This window comes from Bacillus sp. UNC438CL73TsuS30 (genome assembly GCF_000482325.1).
Lineage (GTDB): Bacteria > Bacillota > Bacilli > Bacillales > Cytobacillaceae > Neobacillus.
On sequence record NZ_AXVA01000019.1, the window covers coordinates 34,772 to 55,534 of the forward strand.

Annotated in this window: 21 protein-coding genes; 14 read left to right on the forward strand and 7 right to left on the reverse strand. The window is 40.3% G+C overall.

Features of this window, described 5'->3' with window-relative positions:
* Positions 1–15 precede the first annotated feature (15 nt).
* Positions 16–1,302, forward strand: coding sequence for an isocitrate lyase (gene aceA, locus M028_RS0108630; protein ID WP_026573562.1), 1,287 nt, complete (start codon positions 16–18; stop codon positions 1,300–1,302).
* Between the two features lie 274 nt (positions 1,303–1,576).
* Positions 1,577–2,011 (forward strand): YueI family protein, encoded by a 435-nt coding sequence (locus M028_RS0108635; protein ID WP_026573563.1) that lies wholly within the window; start codon positions 1,577–1,579, stop codon positions 2,009–2,011.
* Positions 2,012–2,171: 160 nt separating this feature from the next.
* Here M028_RS0108635 and M028_RS0108645 read toward each other — a convergent pair whose 3' ends face one another.
* Together M028_RS0108645 and M028_RS0108650 are read right to left on the reverse strand one after the other, a co-directional pair.
* Positions 2,172–2,630, reverse strand: coding sequence for an OsmC family protein (locus M028_RS0108645; protein WP_026573564.1), 459 nt, complete (start codon positions 2,628–2,630; stop codon positions 2,172–2,174).
* A gap of 17 nt (positions 2,631–2,647) precedes the next feature.
* Positions 2,648–3,292 carry a lysozyme family protein gene (locus M028_RS0108650; protein WP_026573565.1) on the reverse strand — a complete coding sequence of 215 codons (645 nt, stop codon included), beginning with the start codon at positions 3,290–3,292 and terminating at the stop codon, positions 2,648–2,650.
* 275 nt (positions 3,293–3,567) lie between these two features.
* Between M028_RS0108650 and M028_RS0108655 the strand changes: the two genes are divergently transcribed.
* From M028_RS0108655 to M028_RS0108680, 6 genes are all read left to right on the forward strand, one after another.
* Positions 3,568–3,948 (forward strand): hypothetical protein, encoded by a 381-nt coding sequence (locus M028_RS0108655; RefSeq protein ID WP_026573566.1) that lies wholly within the window; start codon positions 3,568–3,570, stop codon positions 3,946–3,948.
* Positions 3,949–4,192: 244 nt separating this feature from the next.
* Positions 4,193–4,486 carry an Asp-tRNA(Asn)/Glu-tRNA(Gln) amidotransferase subunit GatC gene (gene gatC / locus M028_RS0108660; protein ID WP_026573567.1) on the forward strand — a complete coding sequence of 98 codons (294 nt, stop codon included), beginning with the start codon at positions 4,193–4,195 and terminating at the stop codon, positions 4,484–4,486.
* A gap of 14 nt (positions 4,487–4,500) precedes the next feature.
* The gene (gatA, locus tag M028_RS0108665) at positions 4,501–5,958 is read left to right on the forward strand and encodes an Asp-tRNA(Asn)/Glu-tRNA(Gln) amidotransferase subunit GatA (RefSeq protein ID WP_026573568.1); all 1,458 of its coding nucleotides are present in this window, start codon (positions 4,501–4,503) and stop codon (positions 5,956–5,958) included.
* Positions 5,959–5,970: 12 nt separating this feature from the next.
* Positions 5,971–7,398, forward strand: coding sequence for an Asp-tRNA(Asn)/Glu-tRNA(Gln) amidotransferase subunit GatB (gene gatB / locus M028_RS0108670; protein ID WP_026573569.1), 1,428 nt, complete (start codon positions 5,971–5,973; stop codon positions 7,396–7,398).
* A gap of 373 nt (positions 7,399–7,771) precedes the next feature.
* Positions 7,772–8,563 (forward strand): nucleotidyltransferase domain-containing protein, encoded by a 792-nt coding sequence (locus M028_RS0108675; RefSeq protein WP_026573570.1) that lies wholly within the window; start codon positions 7,772–7,774, stop codon positions 8,561–8,563.
* A gap of 28 nt (positions 8,564–8,591) precedes the next feature.
* Positions 8,592–9,131 carry a DUF1697 domain-containing protein gene (locus tag M028_RS0108680; protein ID WP_026573571.1) on the forward strand — a complete coding sequence of 180 codons (540 nt, stop codon included), beginning with the start codon at positions 8,592–8,594 and terminating at the stop codon, positions 9,129–9,131.
* Between the two features lie 30 nt (positions 9,132–9,161).
* Here the strand turns inward: M028_RS0108680 and putP are convergent, their stop codons facing one another.
* The gene (gene putP / locus M028_RS0108685) at positions 9,162–10,643 is read right to left on the reverse strand and encodes a sodium/proline symporter PutP (RefSeq protein ID WP_026573572.1); all 1,482 of its coding nucleotides are present in this window, start codon (positions 10,641–10,643) and stop codon (positions 9,162–9,164) included.
* Positions 10,644–10,866: 223 nt separating this feature from the next.
* Here putP and M028_RS0108690 point away from each other — a divergent pair, with 223 nt between their 5' ends.
* Positions 10,867–11,421 carry a thioredoxin family protein gene (locus M028_RS0108690; protein ID WP_026573573.1) on the forward strand — a complete coding sequence of 185 codons (555 nt, stop codon included), beginning with the start codon at positions 10,867–10,869 and terminating at the stop codon, positions 11,419–11,421.
* 38 nt (positions 11,422–11,459) lie between these two features.
* Here the strand turns inward: M028_RS0108690 and plsY are convergent, their stop codons facing one another.
* A complete protein-coding gene (gene plsY, locus M028_RS0108695) occupies positions 11,460–12,074 on the reverse strand; it encodes a glycerol-3-phosphate 1-O-acyltransferase PlsY (protein ID WP_026573574.1) in 615 nt (204 codons plus the stop codon).
* Between the two features lie 388 nt (positions 12,075–12,462).
* Between plsY and M028_RS0108700 the strand changes: the two genes are divergently transcribed.
* From M028_RS0108700 to M028_RS0108710, 3 genes are all read left to right on the forward strand, one after another.
* Complete coding sequence (locus M028_RS0108700) at positions 12,463–13,404, forward strand: diacylglycerol kinase (protein ID WP_026573575.1); 942 nt, start codon at positions 12,463–12,465, stop codon at positions 13,402–13,404.
* 108 nt (positions 13,405–13,512) lie between these two features.
* Positions 13,513–14,064, forward strand: coding sequence for a cysteine hydrolase family protein (locus M028_RS0108705; protein ID WP_026573576.1), 552 nt, complete (start codon positions 13,513–13,515; stop codon positions 14,062–14,064).
* Positions 14,065–14,127: 63 nt separating this feature from the next.
* Positions 14,128–15,591 carry a nicotinate phosphoribosyltransferase gene (locus M028_RS0108710; RefSeq protein WP_026573577.1) on the forward strand — a complete coding sequence of 488 codons (1,464 nt, stop codon included), beginning with the start codon at positions 14,128–14,130 and terminating at the stop codon, positions 15,589–15,591.
* A gap of 137 nt (positions 15,592–15,728) precedes the next feature.
* On the opposite strand, the gene M028_RS0108715 is transcribed toward M028_RS0108710, so the two are convergent.
* The 3 genes from M028_RS0108715 to cidR all read right to left on the reverse strand — a co-directional run bounded on the left by M028_RS0108715 (position 15,729) and on the right by cidR (position 18,394).
* On the reverse strand, positions 15,729–16,100 hold the full coding sequence (locus M028_RS0108715; protein WP_026573578.1) for a hypothetical protein: 372 nt from the start codon (positions 16,098–16,100) through the stop codon (positions 15,729–15,731).
* The gene (locus tag M028_RS0108720; RefSeq protein ID WP_026573579.1) at positions 16,100–16,633 is read right to left on the reverse strand and encodes an acyl-CoA thioesterase; all 534 of its coding nucleotides are present in this window, start codon (positions 16,631–16,633) and stop codon (positions 16,100–16,102) included. Before M028_RS0108720 ends, M028_RS0108715 begins: the two co-directional genes overlap by 1 nt.
* Positions 16,634–17,500: 867 nt before the next feature.
* Positions 17,501–18,394: a cidABC operon transcriptional activator CidR gene (gene cidR / locus M028_RS0108730; protein WP_026573580.1), complete on the reverse strand. Its 894-nt coding sequence runs from the start codon at positions 18,392–18,394 to the stop codon at positions 17,501–17,503.
* 136 nt (positions 18,395–18,530) lie between these two features.
* Between cidR and rlmD the strand changes: the two genes are divergently transcribed.
* Together rlmD and M028_RS0108740 are read left to right on the forward strand one after the other, a co-directional pair.
* Positions 18,531–19,901, forward strand: coding sequence for a 23S rRNA (uracil(1939)-C(5))-methyltransferase RlmD (gene rlmD, locus M028_RS0108735; RefSeq protein ID WP_026573581.1), 1,371 nt, complete (start codon positions 18,531–18,533; stop codon positions 19,899–19,901).
* A gap of 517 nt (positions 19,902–20,418) precedes the next feature.
* Complete coding sequence (locus M028_RS0108740; protein ID WP_035423983.1) at positions 20,419–20,748, forward strand: hypothetical protein; 330 nt, start codon at positions 20,419–20,421, stop codon at positions 20,746–20,748.
* Positions 20,749–20,763 lie beyond the last annotated feature (15 nt).

Consider the following 20,763-nt stretch of genomic DNA (forward strand, 5'->3'; position numbering starts at 1 on the left):
AGGGAGGAATTTAACATGACAAATGAAAGAGCTGCAAGATTACAAGAAAGCTGGGAAATGGATAACCGTTGGAATGGAATTACAAGACCGTATACGGGAGAAGACGTTATCAAGCTTCGCGGTTCGATTGATATCGAACATACATTAGCGAAAAAAGGTGCAGAAAAGCTTTGGAAGCTATTAAATGAAGAAGAGTACATCAATGCCCTTGGTGCGCTGACAGGAAATCAAGCGGTTCAACAGGTAAAAGCTGGACTGAAAGCGATCTACTTAAGTGGCTGGCAGGTAGCAGCTGACGCCAACCTTTCTGGACATATGTACCCTGACCAAAGCTTGTACCCTGCAAACAGTGTACCAAGCGTGGTAAAGCGAATTAACCAAGCGCTTCAACGTGCTGATCAAATTACCCATTCAGAAGGTGACGACTCAATCGATTGGTTTGCCCCAATTGTAGCCGATGCGGAAGCAGGCTTTGGCGGACAGCTGAATTGCTTTGAATTGATGAAAGGCATGATTGAAGCAGGCGCAGCCGGTGTACACTTTGAAGACCAGCTTTCTTCCGAGAAAAAATGCGGTCACTTGGGAGGAAAGGTATTGCTGCCGACTCAAACTGCCGTTCGTAACCTGATTGCAGCTCGTTTGGCTGCTGATGTAATGGGGGTTCCAACTGTGCTTGTTGCCCGTACAGATGCTAATGCCGCCGATTTGATTACCAGTGATATCGATATGAACGATGCGGCATTCATTACCGGAGAACGGACTCCTGAAGGATTTTTCCGGACAAAAGCCGGTATTGATCAAGCGATTGCCCGCGGCTTAGCCTATGCACCATATGCTGACCTAATTTGGTGTGAAACTTCTGAACCCAATATAGAGGAAGCAAGAAAGTTTGCGGAAGCGATTCATGAACAGTTCCCTGGCAAACTACTAGCCTATAACTGTTCACCTTCCTTCAACTGGAAAAAGAAACTTGACCCAGAAACAATTGCGAAATTCCAACAAGAGCTCGGAAAAATGGGCTATAAGTTCCAATTCGTTACACTTGCAGGGTTCCATGCTTTGAACCACAGCATGTTTGAGCTTGCCCGCGGCTACAAAGAGCGCGGTATGGCGGCTTACTCCGAATTACAGCAGGCTGAATTTGACAGCGAGCAATACGGCTACACAGCAACTCGCCACCAACGCGAGGTTGGTACTGGTTACTTTGACCAAGTATCCATGGTCATCACAGGTGGCACCTCTTCAACTACAGCGTTAAAAGGATCAACTGAAGAAGAGCAATTTAGTTCTTCGAAAAAATAAAGAGCCAATCCTTCTCTCCATGTGTGGGGGGAGGGATTTTTTTGTTTACTAGAATTATTATCTTGATTAAATGGTAGTGGAATGTATTTTGATCAAAGTGGAAAGTAAAGGGGGAGAACCGGAAAGTAAATGAGCAAAACTGGAAGGTAAGATGCGAAAACTGGAAAGTAAACCTAGAACTGATATAAGGGACTAGTGGATGAATGTTTAGTAGGGAACCTTTTTTCTCGTCCTATCATAAAAATAATTAGCCGTTTATAATGGAGTTGATTTTTTGAGAAAGCCATCTGTTGATGAGGTGTTGCAGCAGGGAATCTACGGCCCCCTAGAAACTAAGCCGGAGGAAAGGCGGAAATTTTTAGGGACGTTACGTGAGCGGATTATCATTGCTCTTAAGAAAGGTCAGGTTGGCGAAGCTAAGATCTATCCTCAAGTGGAACAGGAAATAAAGAAGAATCCAAAAGCTCATTTGTTTTTAAACGGAACGATGAACTATGGACAATTATCAAAGTATGTAAAGCTGGCGGCCAAATATAAAATGGAACATACGATTGTGACCAATAAGGACCACGATACAGAGATTGGGCTTGTCTTAGCGTTAGACCGTGCGATTGACAAAGAAGAAATCTTTATTACTAACAAAGCACCGGTTCAATTTGACACGAAAAAGAAAAAGAGCCTTTTTGCAAAGCTCTTTAAGCGGAAATAGCGCTTGGATGGAACCAAGCGCTATTTACTATTTACAACAATTTTCGGGTACGTTCAACAAATTTCCGGTTTAACCAAACGTTTGATTAAAATGGTTAAAAAGGTTATTAGTAAAGGATTTTTCCATGCAATTGTATGAAAAAGATGTCGGATGGTAGTAACTACAATTCAGCAGATGCTCTTTCTACCAATGCCTGCAATTCCAACTCAACATTTCCCTGAATAGCCCGGCTAATCATGCAAGAGGTCTCAGCCTTTTTAGCAAGCTTTTGGGCCAGAGAATAATCCTTTTCAGAGGCTGCAGCTCTCAACACAATATGCGGCCGATGGATGATTTTTTTATACGTAAAAACCCCATTCGTCACATCGACAATTGCTTCTGAATCCATAGTCAAGCTCACCTTGTCCAAATGGCTCCGCTCCATCATCGCTGCAAGAGTGATGATATAACAGGTTGCTGCTGCACCAAGCAGCATTTCGTCAGGATTGGTGCCAACCCCGGGGCCATCCATTTCAGGTGGGATTGAGATTTTAGTTTTTAAGTTTCCTGCCTCAATTTCCCCCACATCATTTCGTAATCCCGGCCAGCTTGCTTTTAAAAGAAATCGATGTTCAGCCATGTTGAACCTCCTTGATTTTAAAAGTTGAACGATTTATTGATCCCGGAAGCCGGAACGTTTTCTGCCAATGACTGAATGTTCTTGGCTACCTTCGTACTATACGTATAATCACCATAACAATAAGGGTAACGGAAATTAAACTTGTTTCCCCCGCAATTATAAATGGTTGGATTTCTTTTAACTTGCTGTAAAGAGAATTTTTTCGCTAATTCCTCACTATGTTTACCGCCGTGCTCGGCTACATAGTCGATATACCCTGTACCCATGTTATATGCCTGAATGATGGTTGGAAAATCTACCTTTCGTTGTTTGCCATAAATGACTGCCCGTCGAAAATGTTTTACTCCGAAACGGATGCTTTCCTTCGGATCTTGAATCGTATTTCGTGCAAGTCCGGCCGATTCAGAGGCCTGCATCGGATCCCCGCCCTTGCCGTGGCTTTCCTGCTGCATTAAAGCAACGAGGACCGGAGTGTATTTTTCCATATTGTATTGTTTCAATTCATTGTGAATTAAAGGTTCATATTTTTTAACATTTACGAAGGACTTGTTGAAAATATCAGGAGGATTGCCTTCAAGCAATTTGCTGATGAGAATAAAGGCAAAACAAAGCATAAACAGGAGCGTAATTAAACGGGATTTCTTTTTCCGTCTTCGTTTCATTCACTTACCTCTCCAATTTCGAATTCTACCTGACTATTATAACGTAATCTTAAATAGTAAGGAAATAGGAGGGGGTGCATAAATAGAGGGATTTATTGGTATTATCGAGAATATAGTATAAGGATTTAAGTGAAAACAGCGAATAGACTTTTTTCGACTTGGTATGATGGATTTCTTCTTTAATCAAACGTTTATTTAAAAACCCCACTGTTGCCTATTTAAATGGTTTTTTACTTCAAACCAATCAAAAAATTGTCGGATTAGGAAGTGACTCTATGAATAAATCTGTTTTAGCAGCCTCCATCATTTTGTCTTTGGGAATTGTCATTGGATGTTCAATTATTACTTTCAAGCCTTTTCAGGAACAATCTGTTTCAAAAGCGGCAACAAAAGCGACAACGAATGCGGATCAATTAGCGGTTATGATAAATATCAACGAAGCTTCTAAATTAATAGGATTAAAAACAGATGAGTTAAAAATGATTATTTCAGCTGAAAACCAAAGCTTGACTGAATCCGGTGAATTTAATGGCACAATGCTCCCTTATATAATTGTGAATGGAAAACAATACTTCGAACGAACAAGTCTACTAAAATGGGCCGTTGAAAGTTCAACCGAGCATCGGGGATATACTAATGGGAACCGGTTTCAATAATCTAATCTGCTAAAATTGACTCCGCTACTTGGGGAGACACAAACAAAATGCAAACCCCTAAAAAAGTCCCCCTATCTCCAAGATTACCATTATAAGGTAAAATAATTTTATTTTTCAAAAAATATTAAATTAAAAGTAAAAACTCTTGCCAATACTGATGAGGAATCATTGCGGTAGAACAGAAAAGTTTGGTATCATCAATATTAAAATAACATTGTTAACTTTAGCAGGAGGTCCAAAGTATATGTCACGAATTTCAAGTGAGCAGGTGAAGCATGTTGCAAACCTGGCACGGCTTGCCATCACAGAAGAAGAAGCAGAAAAGTTTACAAAACAGCTTGACGCAATTATTAGCTTTGCTGAACAGCTAAATGAGCTTGACACCGAAAATGTAAAACCAACTTATCATGTTTTGGATATGAAAAATGTGCTGCGCGAAGATATCCCACAAAAAGGGCTGCCGCGTGAAGAGGTACTAAAGAATGCGCCTGAGCATAAGAATGGCCAAATTAAAGTACCGTCAATTTTGGGAGAGTAAGGAGTGCAAGAATAGTGGGTTTATTTGATTATAAAGTTTCTGATCTTCATGAGCTTTTACATAAAAAAGAACTGAAAGTCTCTGACCTGGTAGATGAATCGTATAAACGCATCAGCGAGGTAGAGGACAAAGTACAGGCTTTTTTAACATTAAACGAAGAGCATGCCCGTCAAACAGCGAAGGAACTGGATGAAAAAATTAATGCAGATTCTGCAGAGGGTCTGCTATTTGGAATGCCAATCGGTGTTAAAGACAATATTGTCACAAAGGGACTAAGGACAACTTGTGCAAGTAAAATTCTCGAAAACTTTGATCCTATTTACGATGCAACCGTTGTACAAAAGCTGCAAATGGCAGAAACTGTGACAATCGGTAAATTAAATATGGACGAGTTTGCCATGGGGTCTTCAAATGAAAACTCTGCATACCAGAAAACACGCAATCCGTGGAACTTGGAAACTGTTCCAGGCGGTTCATCCGGCGGGTCTGCTGCTTCTGTTGCTGCAGGGGAAGTTTTGTTTTCACTTGGCTCTGACACCGGCGGATCCATTCGTCAACCGGCATCATTTTGCGGTGTTGTTGGTTTGAAGCCTACATATGGCCGGGTATCACGCTTTGGATTAGTGGCATTCGCATCATCCCTTGATCAAATTGGTCCGATTACAAGAACGGTTGAAGACAATGCCTACCTATTGCAGGCGATTTCTGGTCTAGATCCAATGGACTCTACTTCTGCCAATGTGGATGTTCCGAATTTCACTCAAGCTTTAACAGGTGATATAAAAGGCTTACGAATAGCTGTTCCAAAGGAATACCTTGGTGAAGGTGTCAATGAAACGGTTCGTCAATCTGTTTTAGATGCCTTAAAGGTTCTTGAAGGATTAGGGGCCGTTTGGGAAGAGGTTTCCCTGCCGCATTCCAAATATGCGCTAGCAACCTATTATCTGCTTTCTTCTTCAGAAGCTTCTGCTAACCTAGCCCGCTTTGATGGGGTTCGTTATGGATACCGGACACCGGACGCTGAAAATTTAATCGATTTATATAAAAAGACAAGAGCAGAAGGCTTTGGTGATGAAGTAAAACGCCGGATTATGCTCGGAACCTTTGCTTTAAGCTCAGGTTATTATGATGCTTATTATAAAAAAGCACAGCAGGCTCGAACATTGATTAAGAAAGATTTTGAAGATGTTTTTGAAAAATATGATGTGATTGTCGGTCCAACAACACCAACTCCAGCTTTTAAAATTGGAGAAAAAATTGATGATCCGTTAACGATGTATGTAAATGATATTTTAACAATTCCTGTGAACTTGGCAGGGGTACCTGGTATTTCTGTACCGTGCGGCTTTGATGGTGGTCTGCCGCTTGGCTTACAAATCATTGGTAAGCACTTTGATGAAGCAACGGTTTATCGTGTAGCACATGCATTTGAGCAGGCAACAGACTTTCATAAACAGAAGCCAGGATTTTAGGGGGTGAAGAGAATGGAATTTGAAACAGTAATTGGACTTGAGGTCCATGTGGAATTAAAAACCGATTCAAAAATCTTTTCGGCAAGTCCAAACCATTTTGGTGCTGAGCCGAATACAAATACAAGTGTAATTGACCTTGGTTATCCGGGGGTTCTTCCAGTTCTTAATAAAAAAGCAGTAGAGTTCGGAATGAAGGCAGCCATGGCTTTGAACTGCGAGGTTGCGACCCACACGAAATTTGACCGTAAAAACTATTTTTATCCGGATAATCCAAAGGCGTATCAAATTTCGCAATTTGACCAGCCGATTGGTGAGCATGGCTGGATTGAAATTGAAGTAAACGGATATACGAAAAAAATTGGAATTACCAGAATCCATCTTGAAGAGGATGCCGGAAAGCTAAACCATGAAAAAGGCTACTCATTATGTGATTACAACCGTCAAGGAACGCCGCTTGTTGAAATCGTTTCGGAGCCAGATATCCGTACGCCTGATGAGGCCTATGCCTATCTTGAAAAATTGAAATCAATCATTCAATACACAGGTGTTTCCGATTGTAAAATGGAGGAAGGCTCGCTTCGTTGTGATGCTAATATTTCGATTCGTCCGTTTGGACAAGAGGAATTTGGTACAAAAACGGAATTGAAAAACCTAAACTCTTTTAACTTTGTTCGTAAAGGTCTTGAATATGAAGAAAAGCGCCAAAGAGAAGTTGTTTCTGCAGGTGGAAAAATTGACCAAGAGACACGCCGCTTTGATGAGGCTTCTGGTGCAACACTCTTAATGCGTGTGAAGGAAGGTTCGGATGATTACCGCTACTTCCCGGAGCCAGATTTGCTAGAGCTCTACATTGACGATGAGTGGAAAGCACGCATTCGTGCAGAAATCCCTGAGCTTCCGGATCAACGACAAAAACGTTATGTAGAAGAACTTGGATTACCTGTCTACGATGCAAAGGTTCTTACGGTAATAAAAGAAACCGCTGATTTCTTTGAAGGTACTGTAAATGCCGGTGCTGATGCGAAGTTGGCTTCCAACTGGATTATGGGCGAGGTTTCAGGCTATTTAAATGCTGAAGGAAAAGAACTGCACGAGGTAGCCTTAACTTCAGAAGGTTTGGCAAGTATGATTAAACTAATCGAAAATGGCACCATTTCTTCTAAAATTGCTAAAACTGTTTTCAAGGAATTAATTGAAAATGGCGGCGATGCGGAACAAATCGTCAAGGAAAAAGGGCTTGTGCAAATTTCTGATGAAGGAACATTGCTGAAGGTTGTTGCCGAAGTTATTGATGCGAATCCACAGTCGGTTGAGGACTTCAAGAATGGTAAGCAGAAAGCAGTAGGGTTCCTGGTCGGTCAATTAATGAAAGCTACCAAAGGACAAGCGAATCCGCAGGTAGTTAATAAATTATTGCAACAGGAATTACAAAAAAGATAATGAATTTGGCTGGCAGCATTCCAACTGCCAGCTATTTTTATAGAAAATTGTCGACGTAATAATCGACATTCTTTTTATCATTTCCCAGGAAAAATGTCAGTAGTGAAAAGGATTATTTGGGATTTAATCAAACGTTTGGTTAAAACGGAAACGTAATGAATAGTGTCGAGAGATGTAGAAATGGTGTTAGTATGACATTGTTTAGCAGCGTTTCACATAATACCCTAAGGTCTATTTTAAATATTGACATTCTTTTTAGACGAATTTTATAAGAAACTCTTATTTTAAAGTGCTTATAACATTTTTAATCAAACGATTGATTGGAAAGAATGTATGGAGAATTAGGTCGAAGTTTGATGGAAAGAGGGTTGCTATGAGGGAGCAAATTCAAGAGGTTCTGATGACCTTGGAAATGGAAAAGGATATAAAGGTCCTTTATGCTTGTGAGTCAGGGAGCAGGGCATGGGGGCTTTCATCTGAGGCTAGCGATTATGATGTAAGATTTATTTATGTTCATAAGAAGGAATGGTATTTATCCATTGACCAAGGAAAAGATGTCCTAGAGGTTTCCGGATTGGCATTGTCTTCTGGTGATTCAATTTTGGATATGAGCGGTTGGGAATTAACAAAGGCATTAAGGTTATTTCGAAAATCGAATCCTTCCCTTTTGGAATGGCTGCATTCTAATATCGTTTATACAGAGTCATTTTCAACAATGGATCGGATGAGGGAGTTAGAACAGAAAACTTTTTCTCCTATTTCCTGCATATATCATTATCTTAAAATGGCGAAAGGAAACTTTTGGGACATCTGTCAGGGGAAAGACATTAAAGTTAAAAAGTATTTGAATGTAATCCGCCCTCTTTTGATTATAAAATGGATTGAAATAAACCATACTTTCCCTCCTATAGAATTTCGCTTCTTAGTTGAGAGGCTCCTCCCTCTCGGAAAGCTGAAAGAGGACATCGAAATGCTCTTAAATAGAAAATTAGCTGGGGAAGATTTAATCGTCGATTTAAAAATGGATCGAATTAAGGAATATGTGGAGAAAGAGTTTGAACATCTTGAAATTTATATAAAAGGTGTTAAGAATGAAATCCCAAATCCAACTGAATCTCTTAATCGGCTTTTTAGAGAAGCTTTGGATGAGGTTTGGTGGAAGTAGGTTTAACTCTGTAAAGTGAGGTTTTGGAATGATTTATATTGCCTTATTACGTGGAATTAATGTAGGCGGTCATAATAAGATAAAAATGGCGGATTTAAAAAAGCTGTTGGATTCGATGGGATTAAAAAAAGTAAAAACTTATATTCAAAGTGGAAACGTTGTCTTTGAATCGGATGAGGCTGCTGCGGAACTGACTCAAAAAATAGAGGAGGCAATCCAAGAAGAGTTCGGTTTTTTTGTCACTGTTGTCATTAGGACTGCTTTGGAATTGAATCAGATTATCGAGAAATGTCCGTATTCTCCTGACAATCTTTTAGAAGGTGAAAGTGTCCATGTGGCTTTTTTGGCAGGTATACCTACTGAGAAAGGGATTAGCCATCTTCAAAACTTTAATAAAGGTGATGATGAATATTTTATTGAAGGGCAGGATGTATACTTATTCTTCCGTCAAAGTATACGGAATTCAAAGCTGGCAGCCCAGCTTCCGAAGCTGGGAGTTCCTGCAACTGTACGGAATTGGAAAACAGTATTGATACTAGATTCAATGGTTAAAGAAATAGAAAAATAAAAACGCCCAGCTGGGCGTTTTTACGTTTGATTATGCCCCTGTTTTTAACAAACGGACACTTTCATCAAATTCTTTTTCAATTTCAGCATTTTTCTTATGTGTAGCCAAGCTGACAACAACAGAAACGATAAAGTTAAGGATGAATCCTGGAACGATTTCATAAAGAGTATCGCCTAGACCAACGTTCTTCCAAACAATAACCGTAACTGCGCCAACAATCATTCCGAATAGGGCGCCCCAGTTGTTCATCTTTTTCCAGAATAAGCTTAACAGAATGATTGGACCGAAAGAAGCTCCAAAGCCTGCCCAGGCATAAGCAACAAGACTTAAAATTGTGCTGTTTTGCTTGAAGGCTAGGGCAGCTGCAATAACAGCAACCAATAGAACGGCCATTCTTCCAAGGAATACAAGCTCTTTGTCCTTAGCATCCTTGCGGACAACGACTTTGTATAAGTCCTCAATTAACGCACTGGAGGTAACGATTAATTGCGAAGAAACAGTACTCATAATCGCAGCAAGAATCGCTGCTAAAGCAAACCCAGCGAATAATGGGTGGAAAAAGATTTGGCTTAACGAAATAAATACCGCTTCTGGGTTATCCAGTTTATGTGCTGCGTTATGATAGAAATAAGCTTTACCAACAAATCCACAAAAGATTGTCCCGATTAAAGTAATGATCATCCAGCTCATCCCAATACGGCGGGCACTTTTCGTTTCTTTAATCGTTTTGATCGCCATAAAGCGAACAATGATATGTGGCTGACCAAAGTAACCAAGGCCCCAAGCCATTGCGGATACAATTCCGATGAAGGATGTGCCTTTAAACCAATCAAGCAATGTAGGGTCAATGTGGCGGATGGTTTCAAAAGTTTCCACGGGACCGCCAGTTTTGAAGATCCCTAATGCTGGGACAAAGAATAAAGCAAGGAGCATCATTAACCCTTGTATAAAGTCGGTGTAACTTACGGCCAAAAATCCTCCAAATAAAGTGTAGGCAATGGTGACTCCTCCAACGATATAGAGGCCAGTAAGATAACTTGTGCCAAAAGAACTTTGAAAAAATACTGCTCCGGATACTAATCCTGAAGAAACATAGAAAGTAAAGAAAATTAGGATAACAATACCTGAAACAATCCGGAGTAGTTTTGTATTATCTTTAAAACGGTTTTCTAAGAAGCTAGGAATAGTGATAGAATCATTTGAGACTTGTGTGTATGAGCGCAGGCGTGGTGCAACGAGTTTCCAGTTTAAGTAAGCACCAATTGTTAACCCGATAGCAATCCATGCGCTTGCAAGACCAGTAACATAAATACCGCCAGGCAAACCCATTAGTAACCAGCCGCTCATATCTGCAGCACCAGCACTTAAAGCGGTTACAGCTGGCCCCAAAGAACGGCCGCCAAGCATGTAATCTGTGAGGTTGCTGGTTTTACGATATGCATACCAACCGATTACAAGCATTCCGGCTAGGTAAATCCCGATCGAAACTAGTTGTAAAGTTTGATGAGACATTCATTTTCCCCCTTTATTATATTGGAAATAATTAAAAATAATATTTCCTCTATAGAAAATATTCTATCAACTTTGTATAAATATGACTAGACCCTAATAATTATTTTTTTACAATAGGATTATATAATTGTAAAATAATGTTATGTTTTGTCGTGAGCACATGCGTTGTACCTAATAATTGATTCAATTATCATTGAAGAAAATGGAAGGGGAGTTAAACAAAATGAACTTAAATGAATGGTTTCATAAGGGGCTTAATACACACGAATACATTAATTCAATGACCCGGAATAAAGAGGAAATGCTTTCAATTTATGAGGGCTATCGAGTTAGAGAAGAGGATCAAACGAAGCTCGAACCTTTAAAAGCGAAGGGACTCCGGGCAATTGTTCTTACAGAGGATTGGTGCGGAGACGCATTGTTGAATAACCCAATCTTACTGAGAATTTCAGAGGCAGCTGATATGGAGGTTCGTTTTGTTCTTCGTGACCAGAATCTTGAGTTAATGGATCAATACCTAACCAATGGGACCTCCCGTGCGATTCCGATTTTTATTTTTATCGACCAAGACGGAAACGAAGTAGGTGTTTGGGGACCAAGAGCACCAGAAATTCAGGCACTTGTGGAAAAGGGCCGTACAGAATTGCCGGATAAAGAAGCACCTGATTTTCAAGAAAAACAAATGGCTTTATATAAACGCTTGGCGAAATCCTACGAAACAGACTCAGGCGTTTGGCAGACAGTAGCCAATAGCATATTAGCAACTCTTTTAAAATAAAATGAGAAGTCTCCGGCTGAATGGCAGCCGGAGACTTCTCATTTTTTTATTGGGGGTATTCGGTCGCTTTTTATGTTTTTATCATTAATCTTTGGCTCGATTCCAAGAATGAAATTTCGGATGTTTGAACGATGAAGGTAAATTAAAAAAATTGAGAATAAGAGAAAGATGAGTTCAGACTCCAGTTTGGGAGATAAAAAAGCATAGGTAAGCATACTAAGGCCGACTGAGATGGAGCCAAAGAATACGTATTTGGTTAAAAAGATAACAGAAAAGAAGGTAAAATATGCAATGATAAATAAAGGAAGATTGGCAATCAATAAAGCCCCTGCAGTAGTAGCAATCGCTTTCCCACCTCTAAACCCGGCAAAAATCGGGTAACAATGTCCCAAAACGGCTGCAAACCCGAAGAAAAGAGGCTCGTGGTCAAGATGGAGGTACAACGGCAGATAGGAAGCAGCCGCCCCCTTACCAGCATCAATAAGTAATACGAAAATCGCTGATTTTTTCCCCAAAACCCTTAAGGTATTGGTTGCGCCAGGATTTTTACTTCCGTGCTCACGAATATCAACACCGAAGATTAGTTTGCCTACAATTAAAGCGGTCGGAATACTTCCTATTAAGTAGGAAGCAAGTAGCAGCAACCAAAACATTTGCATCATTCCCTTGTCTAAGTAATTATTCTATCTTTATTAAAATAGATTGATGGGCATTCTGTGGTGAAAGCATCTGAATATGAAACCAACGGATTTTGGTCAAGTTGCTAATAGCTATGCAAGATCAAGGGAGGATATTCCCGTAAATCGATAGAAGATCTGAATGAAAAAGGCATGGATGATGCTCCTTTTTAGTGTAACAAGCTCTTTTTTTGCAAAAAAATAAAAAAACGTTATGATAGTAGACGGAAGTTTCAGGATACAATAGTCATTATGGCTATCGATAAGGATTGTAAGGCAGGGTGTTAATTGGTAGAATATAGAAGGTGAAACGAGACATCCAAAAAAGCCAATTGTTGATTTCAAAAAATAGGATGATGATAGAATGAAAAGAGCTAGATTAATTTATAATCCTACATCTGGGCGTGAGATTTTAAAACGTAATCTCCCGGAAATCCTTGCAAAATTAGAGACGGCCGGCTATGAGGCATCTTGTCATGCAACTACCGGTGCAGGGGATGCGACCGAAGCCGCACGGATTGCCGTGAAGCGTCGGTATGATGTAGTTATTGCAGCAGGCGGTGACGGAACGATTCATGAAGTAGTCAACGGTCTTGCAGAACAGGAATTTCGGCCAAAACTAGGGATTATTCCTGCTGGTACGACCAATGATTTTGCCCGCGCCCTGCATATTCCCCGTGATATTAGTGCAGCTGTCGATATTATTACAAAAGGGGATTTAATACCTGTAGATATTGGCCGCATCAATGATAAGTATTTCATTAATATTGCTGGTGGCGGGAGAATTACGGAACTTACATACGAAGTGCCAAGCAAGTTAAAAACGATGCTTGGTCAACTGGCTTATTATTTAAAAGGTATGGAGATGCTTCCATCCATCAAGGCCTCTGAGGTTAGAATCGAATATGATGGAAAGCTTTTTGAAGGGGAGGCTATGCTGTTTCTAGTAGGGCTGACTAATTCAATTGGCGGGTTTGAGAAGCTTGCGCCTGACTCATCGATTAATGATGGCCTATTTTCATTATTAATTTTGAAAAAAATTAACCTTGCCGAGTTTGTTAGGGTGGCCACTTTAGCGATTCGTGGTGAACACGTTAATGACTCAAATGTCATCTACACACAGGCCAATCGGATCAAGGTATATTCAAATGAAAAGGTTCAATTGAATTTAGACGGTGAATTCGGTGGTTTGCTTCCGGCAGAGTTTGAAAATCTATATCGCCATTTGGAAGTGTTTGTTCCACTAGATGATATTCGCCCGCTTGACCGCCCGACAGATTGGGTGCCGGGAAAAAGATATAGCTAAAAAATCCGTTCCTTTGGGAGCGGATTTTTTAGTGAGATAAAATAGAATTTTGTGTATAATGGATGAAAGACAGTAGTCAAGACAGGATTGTGAAGGAGTGAACGAAATATGTCAAAAAGAGCATTAATCAATATCGATTACACCAATGATTTTGTAGCAGAGAACGGTGCGTTGACCTGTGGTGAGCCAGGGCAGGCGATTGAGGAAGAAATCATCGCTTTAACAAAGGAATTTATTGTAAACGATGATTATGTTGTTTTTGCCATTGATGTTCACGACAAAGGGGATGAATTCCATCCCGAAACAAAATTGTTTCCGCCGCATAATTTACGGGGAACCGATGGACGGCATTTGTTTGGTGGGCTGCAAACAGTTTATGAAGAGAATAAGCTTCATGATCATGTTGCTTTTATGGATAAGACTAGATATTCTGCATTTGCCGGTACTGATTTAGAGATTAAGCTACGTGAACGGGGAATTACAGAGGTGCATCTTGTTGGGGTCTGTACCGATATTTGTGTCCTGCACACAGCAGTTGATGCCTATAATAAAGGTTTTAAAATTGTGGTCTATAAAGAAGCAGTGGCTTCTTTTAATCAAAAAGGACATGAATGGGCTTTAGGGCATTTTGAACAATCGCTTGGCGCTATGGTTAAATAGTCATTAAAATGGTAGAATGATTAAAATGTTGAAAATGCTCTTGCAGCAATTCGGAGGTCTATGATGAAACACATTTATCATGATGATAGCTTAACTTTACATACGGATCTGTACCAGATTAATATGACTGAGACTTATTGGAAAGACGGAATACATAATAAACGTGCAGTCTTCGAATTATTTTTCCGAAAACTTCCATTTGGGAATGGCTATGCTGTTTTTGCAGGATTGGAAAAAGTGATTCAATATATTCAAGGCTTCCGTTTTAGTGAAGAGGATTTAGCGTATTTAAAAAATGAAGTTGGTTATGAGGATGACTTTTTAAGCTATCTTAAGGAGTTAAGATTCACAGGAACGATTCGCGGGATGAAAGAAGGAGAGCTTGTCTTTGGTAATGAGGCGATCCTTCGTGTAGATGCTCCATTAGGGGAAGCACAATTAATTGAAACGGCCTTGCTTAACATTGTGAATTACCAAACATTGATTGCGACCAAAGCATCAAGGATTAAACAAGTTGTTGGCGATGAAGTGGCGATGGAATTTGGGACACGACGGGCACAGGAAATGGATGCTGCCATTTGGGGAACAAGAGCGGCCTATTTAGCAGGATTTGAAGCAACAAGTAACGTCCGAGCGGGAAAGCTGTTTGGAATCCCAGTGTCGGGTACCCATGCCCATTCGATGGTACAAGCTTATAAGGATGAATACACTGCTTTTCACAAATATGCCGAAGCCCACAAGGATTGCGTTTTTTTAGTTGATACTTATGATACGCTTAGGCTGGGTGTGCCAAATGCGATTAAAGTGGCAAAGGAATTAGGCGATAAAATTAATTTCATTGGAATCCGCCTTGATAGCGGTGACTTGGCCTACTTGTCAAAAGAAGCGCGTAAAATGCTCGATGAGGCAGGCTTTGAAAAAGCAAAGATCTTTGCATCGAGCGATTTGGATGAGTATACAATCATAAACTTAAAAGCCCAGGGTGCGAAAATTGAAAGCTGGGGAATCGGTACGAAACTGATTACAGCATACGATCAGGCGGCGTTAGGTGCTGTGTATAAAATTGTGGCAATTGAAAATGAGCAGGGGGAAATGGAGGATACAATTAAAATTTCCTCTAATCCGGATAAAGTGACGACACCGGGCATGAAGAAAATTTACCGAATTATTAATAATCAGAACAATCATGCTGAAGGGGATTATATTGCGATGGAGGATGAAAAGCTGCCGGAAAGGCGGTTGAAGATGTTCCATCCTACCCATACGTATATGAATAAGGTCGTCACGAACTACACGGCAAAAGAGCTTCATGAAGATATCTTTGTAAAGGGTGATCTTGTGTACGAAATTCCATGTCTGGAAGAGTCACGGGAATATCTGAAACAAAACCTTAACGCTCTTTGGCCAGAGTACAAGCGGACCATGAACCCAACAGATTACCCAGTCGACCTAAGCCAAAAATGCTGGGATAACAAGATGAAAAATATTGAAGAAGTAAAAGAGAAGGTTGCAGAAATGCAGGAATAAGTTCTATTAGGCGCCCCTTTGGTAAGGGGCGCTTTTTGATGAAAAAACAGGAACTGGGGTGTAGTTCCTGTTTTTCCTTTGCAGAGGTGGAATTTAAATTCCGTTAAGGGGAAGACCTTTGCTATATCCTAAAAGTATTATTGAATACTTGAGGACCCAACTAATGATTCGGGCTCATGACCCAGTATAAGCTGACTAATTTTAGAGTAGCCAATCGATTTAAAATCGGTAAACATTTGCTTTAATACCTCGATATCAGCATCCGTTACTAATTTTTGTAACTCTCTTTTATAGAGTCTAAGCACAGAGCCGTAGACAAACTTAGGAGTATGTTCTCCCGGATCTTCTCCCATAATTAAGCATCCCATATAGTGATATTTAAATTGAAATGCCCGGGTAAGGTTAATCATATCCTGGAATTTTTCAAAAAGACCTGGATATTCCTTTTTTAATGTTGCAAGTACTTCTTTTGCTTCAGTTAATTCATCAAGGCTTGATAAAGTAATCATTATTTCTCCTCCTCTTCTGTGTCCCAAGGTTTTTTAAGTGATATATATGCAGCTAATTCTTTTGATTTTTTTCTTCTGATTTTCCGGATTTCAGCACGTTCTTTTGCGGTCTTATAAAGGAATATTTCTTCCTCTGTTTCAGGAATAACACCAGGAACTTCTACCGGGCGTTTATTTTCTCCTAAGGCAACAAAGGTTAGAAAAGCGGTTGCTGCAATTCGGCGTTCACCGGTCATGATATCTTCGGCAATGACTTTGCAGAAGACTTCCATTGATGTTTTTCCCGTATAGGTAACAAATGATTCGACACAGACTGAATCTGTTTGGTGGATTGGGCATAAGAAATCGATGGAGTCGGTTGAAGCTGTTACACATTCTTTTTCCCGGGAATGTCTTCGTGCAGATAGGGTTGCGGCATCATCGAGCTTTTTCATTAAAACTCCGCCGAATAACGTATTATAGTTATTTAAATCGCAAGATAATACTTGTGCAGTATTAATGATGCGGCTCTCTTTTACTTTTTTTGCGTTCATCTAGGTTGCGTCCTTTCAAGTTGGAATATAGTCTGTTGAGGGTTAGCACTATTTCCAAGTGGTTAAAGGGTTTTTCTTGCATTTACAAGTGTACGCTCGGCTGCAAAGTAAGTAAAATGGTTATATTTTATCAGTAGTATAGCTTTTATCTATGTAAATGCTTTCAGTTATGCAGAAACGGTTATGGTTTGTTATTAAAGGAATTAGGAAATCGTGGTGTTGAGCGTTCGATGCCCGAGCAGATAAAAAAAGGGCGTCCGTGGTCACCGAGAGAAGGTGTAGATGCCAGAGCAGATAAAAAAAGAGCGTCAGCGGTCATCGACAGAGGCCGAAGATGCCCGAGCAGATAAAAAAAGAGCGTCAGCGGTCCCCGAGAGAGGGTGTAGATGCCCGAGCAGATAAAAAAAGAGCGTCAGCGGTCATCGATAAAGGCCGTAGATACCCGAATTAATAAAAAAGAGCGTCAGCGGTCCCCGATAAAGACCGTAGATGCCCGAGCAGATAAAAAAAGAGCGTCGGCGGTCCCCGAGAGAGGGTGTAGATGCCCGAGCAGATAAAAAAAGAGCGTCCGTGGTCCCCGAGAGAGGGTGTAGATGCCCAAGCAGATAAAAAAAGAGCGTCAGCGGTCCCCGATAAAGGCTGTAGATGCCCGAGCAGATAAAAAAAGAGCGTTCGTGGTCATCGATAAAGGCCGTAGATGCCCGAGCGCATAAAAAAAGAGCGTCAGCGGTCCCCGATAAAGGCCGTAGAAGCCCGAATAAATAAAAAAAGAGCGTCAGCGGTCCCCGATAAAGAACGTAGATGCCCGAGCGCATAAATAATGAGTGGCAGCGGTCACTGAGAGAGACCTTAACCTAAATATCGCACCTATTTGTGATAATGTTTTACAAGTTCTTTTTTCGTAAACTCAAGCCACTCTTTCGCCACATAAGAAAGATATTGGTTCTTCCCCCAAATGATCGCCAGATGCCAGCTGATGGAAGGATTAACAACTTTAATCGCTTTTACGTTTGGATTTAAATCCTTGCACACACTTTCCGGCAATAGGGAAACTCCAAGCTTATTGGCAACCATCTCTTCAATAAAAGACCGCTGTGAACTTTCAGAGATTATATGCGGGTTAAAGCCCACACTATTACAAGAAAGAATAATCCGGTCGTTTAAGGCAAAATCCTTATTAAATAAAATAAACGCTTCATTTTGTAGTTCGACCAGTTCAACCTCTGAACGATCAGCAAACGGGTGAGAAGGGTGGAGGATAAGATTCAAATCCTCCTCCATAAAAGAAAAATGCTCAAAAAGTTCATTTTTCGTCGGAAGCACAATGATACCGACATCAAGAAGATTGTTGGCCACATCCTCCTCAATCTTCTTTGAGCCATCCTCAACTAATTGAAAGGTGATACCCGGATATTTTTCATGAAAGCTGCCAACAATTTTAAGGAAAATAGCCGCGTCAAAAATCGGCGGCAATCCAATCCGGATATGCCCTTTTTTAAGTCCTAATAAATTATCTAGTTCTGTTTCTAAATTATTAAAAGCTTTATCAATTAATTTTGCCTGCTCAAGGATTACCCGCCCGGCATCCGTTAACGTTAATTGCTTGCGGGAACGGTCAAAAAGCTCTACTCCCAGTTCAGTTTCAAGATTTTTTATCATCTTACTGATCGTAGGCTGTGTAATAAACAAATGTTCAGCCGCACGGGAAAAACTATTGAAATTTGTTACTTCAATAAAATATTGTAAATGTTTAATATCCACGATCATGCACCTGCTTATGTTGAATGGTTTAGACTTATTTTACTTCTAATCGGCTTAATCCGCCATGTGCCCTTCGTATTCCAATCGATAATATGATACAATCTTGCTAGTCAAATCGGAGAAAAGGAAGAATTAAATGAGCAAAACATTACCCGTGAGTAAAAATGAATATATAGATGTAGTTTTTGAAGATTTAACCCATGATGGAGCAGGAGTAGCTAAAGTGGATGGATACCCGCTGTTCATTCCGAATGGACTGCCTGGAGAAAAGGCAAAAGTGAAGGTAATTAAGGTGAACAAGGGCTACGGTTTTGGACGATTAATCGAGCTTCATGAAAAAAGCCCCTACCGGGTTGAAATCGACAGCAGTGAGGCCCATAAGTACGGTGGCTGTCAGCTTGAACACATCAGTTATGAAGGGCAGCTGAAGTATAAGGAAAATTTAGTACGCCAGGTACTTACCCGAATCGGAAAGCTCGAGGACGTGAAGGGTCACCCAATTTTAGGCATGGACCATCCCTGGCATTACCGTAATAAAGCACAGGTTCCGGTTGGAGAAAAAGATGGAAAACTGATTTCTGGCTTTTTTAAGCCAAGAAGCCATGAAATTGTAGATACGAATGAAAGTTTAATCCAGCTTCCGGAAATAAATGAGGCTGTTCAAGTGGTAAAAGAGATCTGCGGTGAGCTTCAGATTCCTGCCTATCAGGAGGAAACGCATAAAGGGGTTCTTCGCCATATTATGGCGCGGTATGGCCGAGAAACCGGTGAGTTAATGGTCGTTATCATAACAAGGACACCGGATATCCCACAGAAAAACAAGCTTGTTGAACGAATTGTGGAACGGCTGCCGAAGATTAAATCGATTGTCCATAACGTGAATTCGAAGCGGACAAACGTCATTCTCGGTGAGAAAACAACCGTTTTATGGGGTAATGAAGTTATTTACGATTATATTGGCGATGTAAAGTTTGCAATTTCGGCCCTTTCTTTTTATCAAGTGAATCCTATTCAAACCAAGGTGCTATATGATAAAGCTCTGGAATATGCTGGGTTGACCGGTGATGAAAATGTTATCGATGCATATTGCGGCATTGGAACGATTTCTTTATTTTTAGCGCAAAAGGCGAGAAAAGTCTTTGGAGTGGAAGTGGTTCCGGAAGCGATTGAAGACGCAAAACGAAATGCTGCTTTAAACGGTTTTACCAATGCAGAGTTTGCAGTTGGGGAAGCGGAAGTGGTAATCCCCAAGTGGTATAAGGAAGGCAATACAGCCGATGTGTTGGTTGTCGATCCGCCGCGTAAAGGCTGTGATGAAGCTCTGCTGCAAACGATTATTGAAATGAAGCCGAAAAAGGTTGTCTATGTATCCTGCAACCCGGCAACATTGGCGCGGGATTTACGGATTCTTGAAGATGGGGGCTATAGAACGGTGGAAGTCCAGCCGGTGGATATGTTTCCGCAGACAACACATGTTGAGACGGTCGCACTGCTGGAGTTGATATAACGAAATAAACCCTTGGAAATGGCTTATTGACGGCATTTCCGAGGGTTATTTTTATGTTGGGGTTCAAGATAGGATCGGAATTTTTGGTGGGCTTTGGTATGTGAGTGGAATGTTGATACTAGTAAAGTTCTTCTTGCTTCTATGCCTCGTTAAAATAAACATCACCTAAATAAAAAACCATTTCGTTTTCGTGTTCAACAAGTGTTATGTGTTCACATAAATGTAGAAAATCTATAGCTAATTCAAAATTATCGTGAAGTTGAATATGATAGAATTTTATCTGAGAAGAGAGGTGGAAAAATGCTAAAACGGCAATAATAATTTTTACTATTTTTGAAATCTAACTTCCATTCCAATTAATCTGTAATTTTCCCCATTTATTTTCGTCATTTAAAGCCCGCTCACATGCCATCTATTAAAAACTTTCTGTTAATATGCTGAAGGAATATATTTATGTATATCTGGAATAAAGGGGAATATTGTCAATCTGGATCGAAGAAAAAAAGGAGGATTATTAATGGGTCACGATATTTCGGGATACAATAAAGCTGGAGAAGAAATTGCCTATGCACGGTTTAGCATGGGGAATTATAATGCTATCATACTGTACGATTTACTAGAAGCAAATAATTTCTATGCAGGAGTCAGTGGATCAGGCGACAGTACTACTTTTTCCACTCAACAAATTGAAAAGGCTTTGAATGCTTACAGTCAATTTTTCGGTAATAATGTCTCTCTGGCACGAAATGATTTCATAACTGGTGATCAAAAACAAATTCTGAACTTCATTCTAAACTGTTTAGCAACAGCACAAAAAGAGGGGAATGTAAGAGTGTGTTTTTGCTGAATATGCTAAGACAAT

What these genes read in the sequence shown, in the direction of transcription:
- M028_RS0108675 (WP_026573570.1), top strand. Translation starts at nt 7,772, where the DNA reads ATGAGGGAGCAAATTCAAGAGGTTCTGATGACCTTGGAAATGGAAAAG.
- M028_RS0108655 (WP_026573566.1), top strand. Translation starts at nt 3,568, where the DNA reads ATGAATAAATCTGTTTTAGCAGCCTCCATCATTTTGTCTTTGGGAATT.
- M028_RS0108680 (WP_026573571.1), top strand. Translation starts at nt 8,592, where the DNA reads ATGATTTATATTGCCTTATTACGTGGAATTAATGTAGGCGGTCATAAT.
- M028_RS0108710 (WP_026573577.1), top strand. Translation starts at nt 14,128, where the DNA reads ATGAAACACATTTATCATGATGATAGCTTAACTTTACATACGGATCTG.
- gatC (WP_026573567.1), top strand. Translation starts at nt 4,193, where the DNA reads ATGTCACGAATTTCAAGTGAGCAGGTGAAGCATGTTGCAAACCTGGCA.
- putP (WP_026573572.1), bottom strand. Translation starts at nt 10,643, where the DNA reads ATGTCTCATCAAACTTTACAACTAGTTTCGATCGGGATTTACCTAGCC.
- M028_RS0108645 (WP_026573564.1), bottom strand. Translation starts at nt 2,630, where the DNA reads ATGGCTGAACATCGATTTCTTTTAAAAGCAAGCTGGCCGGGATTACGA.
- M028_RS0108705 (WP_026573576.1), top strand. Translation starts at nt 13,513, where the DNA reads ATGTCAAAAAGAGCATTAATCAATATCGATTACACCAATGATTTTGTA.
- plsY (WP_026573574.1), bottom strand. Translation starts at nt 12,074, where the DNA reads ATGTTTTGGTTGCTGCTACTTGCTTCCTACTTAATAGGAAGTATTCCG.
- M028_RS0108715 (WP_026573578.1), bottom strand. Translation starts at nt 16,100, where the DNA reads ATGATTACTTTATCAAGCCTTGATGAATTAACTGAAGCAAAAGAAGTA.
- M028_RS0108650 (WP_026573565.1), bottom strand. Translation starts at nt 3,292, where the DNA reads ATGAAACGAAGACGGAAAAAGAAATCCCGTTTAATTACGCTCCTGTTT.
- gatB (WP_026573569.1), top strand. Translation starts at nt 5,971, where the DNA reads ATGGAATTTGAAACAGTAATTGGACTTGAGGTCCATGTGGAATTAAAA.
- rlmD (WP_026573581.1), top strand. Translation starts at nt 18,531, where the DNA reads ATGAGCAAAACATTACCCGTGAGTAAAAATGAATATATAGATGTAGTT.
- M028_RS0108690 (WP_026573573.1), top strand. Translation starts at nt 10,867, where the DNA reads ATGAACTTAAATGAATGGTTTCATAAGGGGCTTAATACACACGAATAC.
- aceA (WP_026573562.1), top strand. Translation starts at nt 16, where the DNA reads ATGACAAATGAAAGAGCTGCAAGATTACAAGAAAGCTGGGAAATGGAT.
- M028_RS0108700 (WP_026573575.1), top strand. Translation starts at nt 12,463, where the DNA reads ATGAAAAGAGCTAGATTAATTTATAATCCTACATCTGGGCGTGAGATT.
- M028_RS0108740 (WP_035423983.1), top strand. Translation starts at nt 20,419, where the DNA reads ATGGGTCACGATATTTCGGGATACAATAAAGCTGGAGAAGAAATTGCC.
- M028_RS0108720 (WP_026573579.1), bottom strand. Translation starts at nt 16,633, where the DNA reads ATGAACGCAAAAAAAGTAAAAGAGAGCCGCATCATTAATACTGCACAA.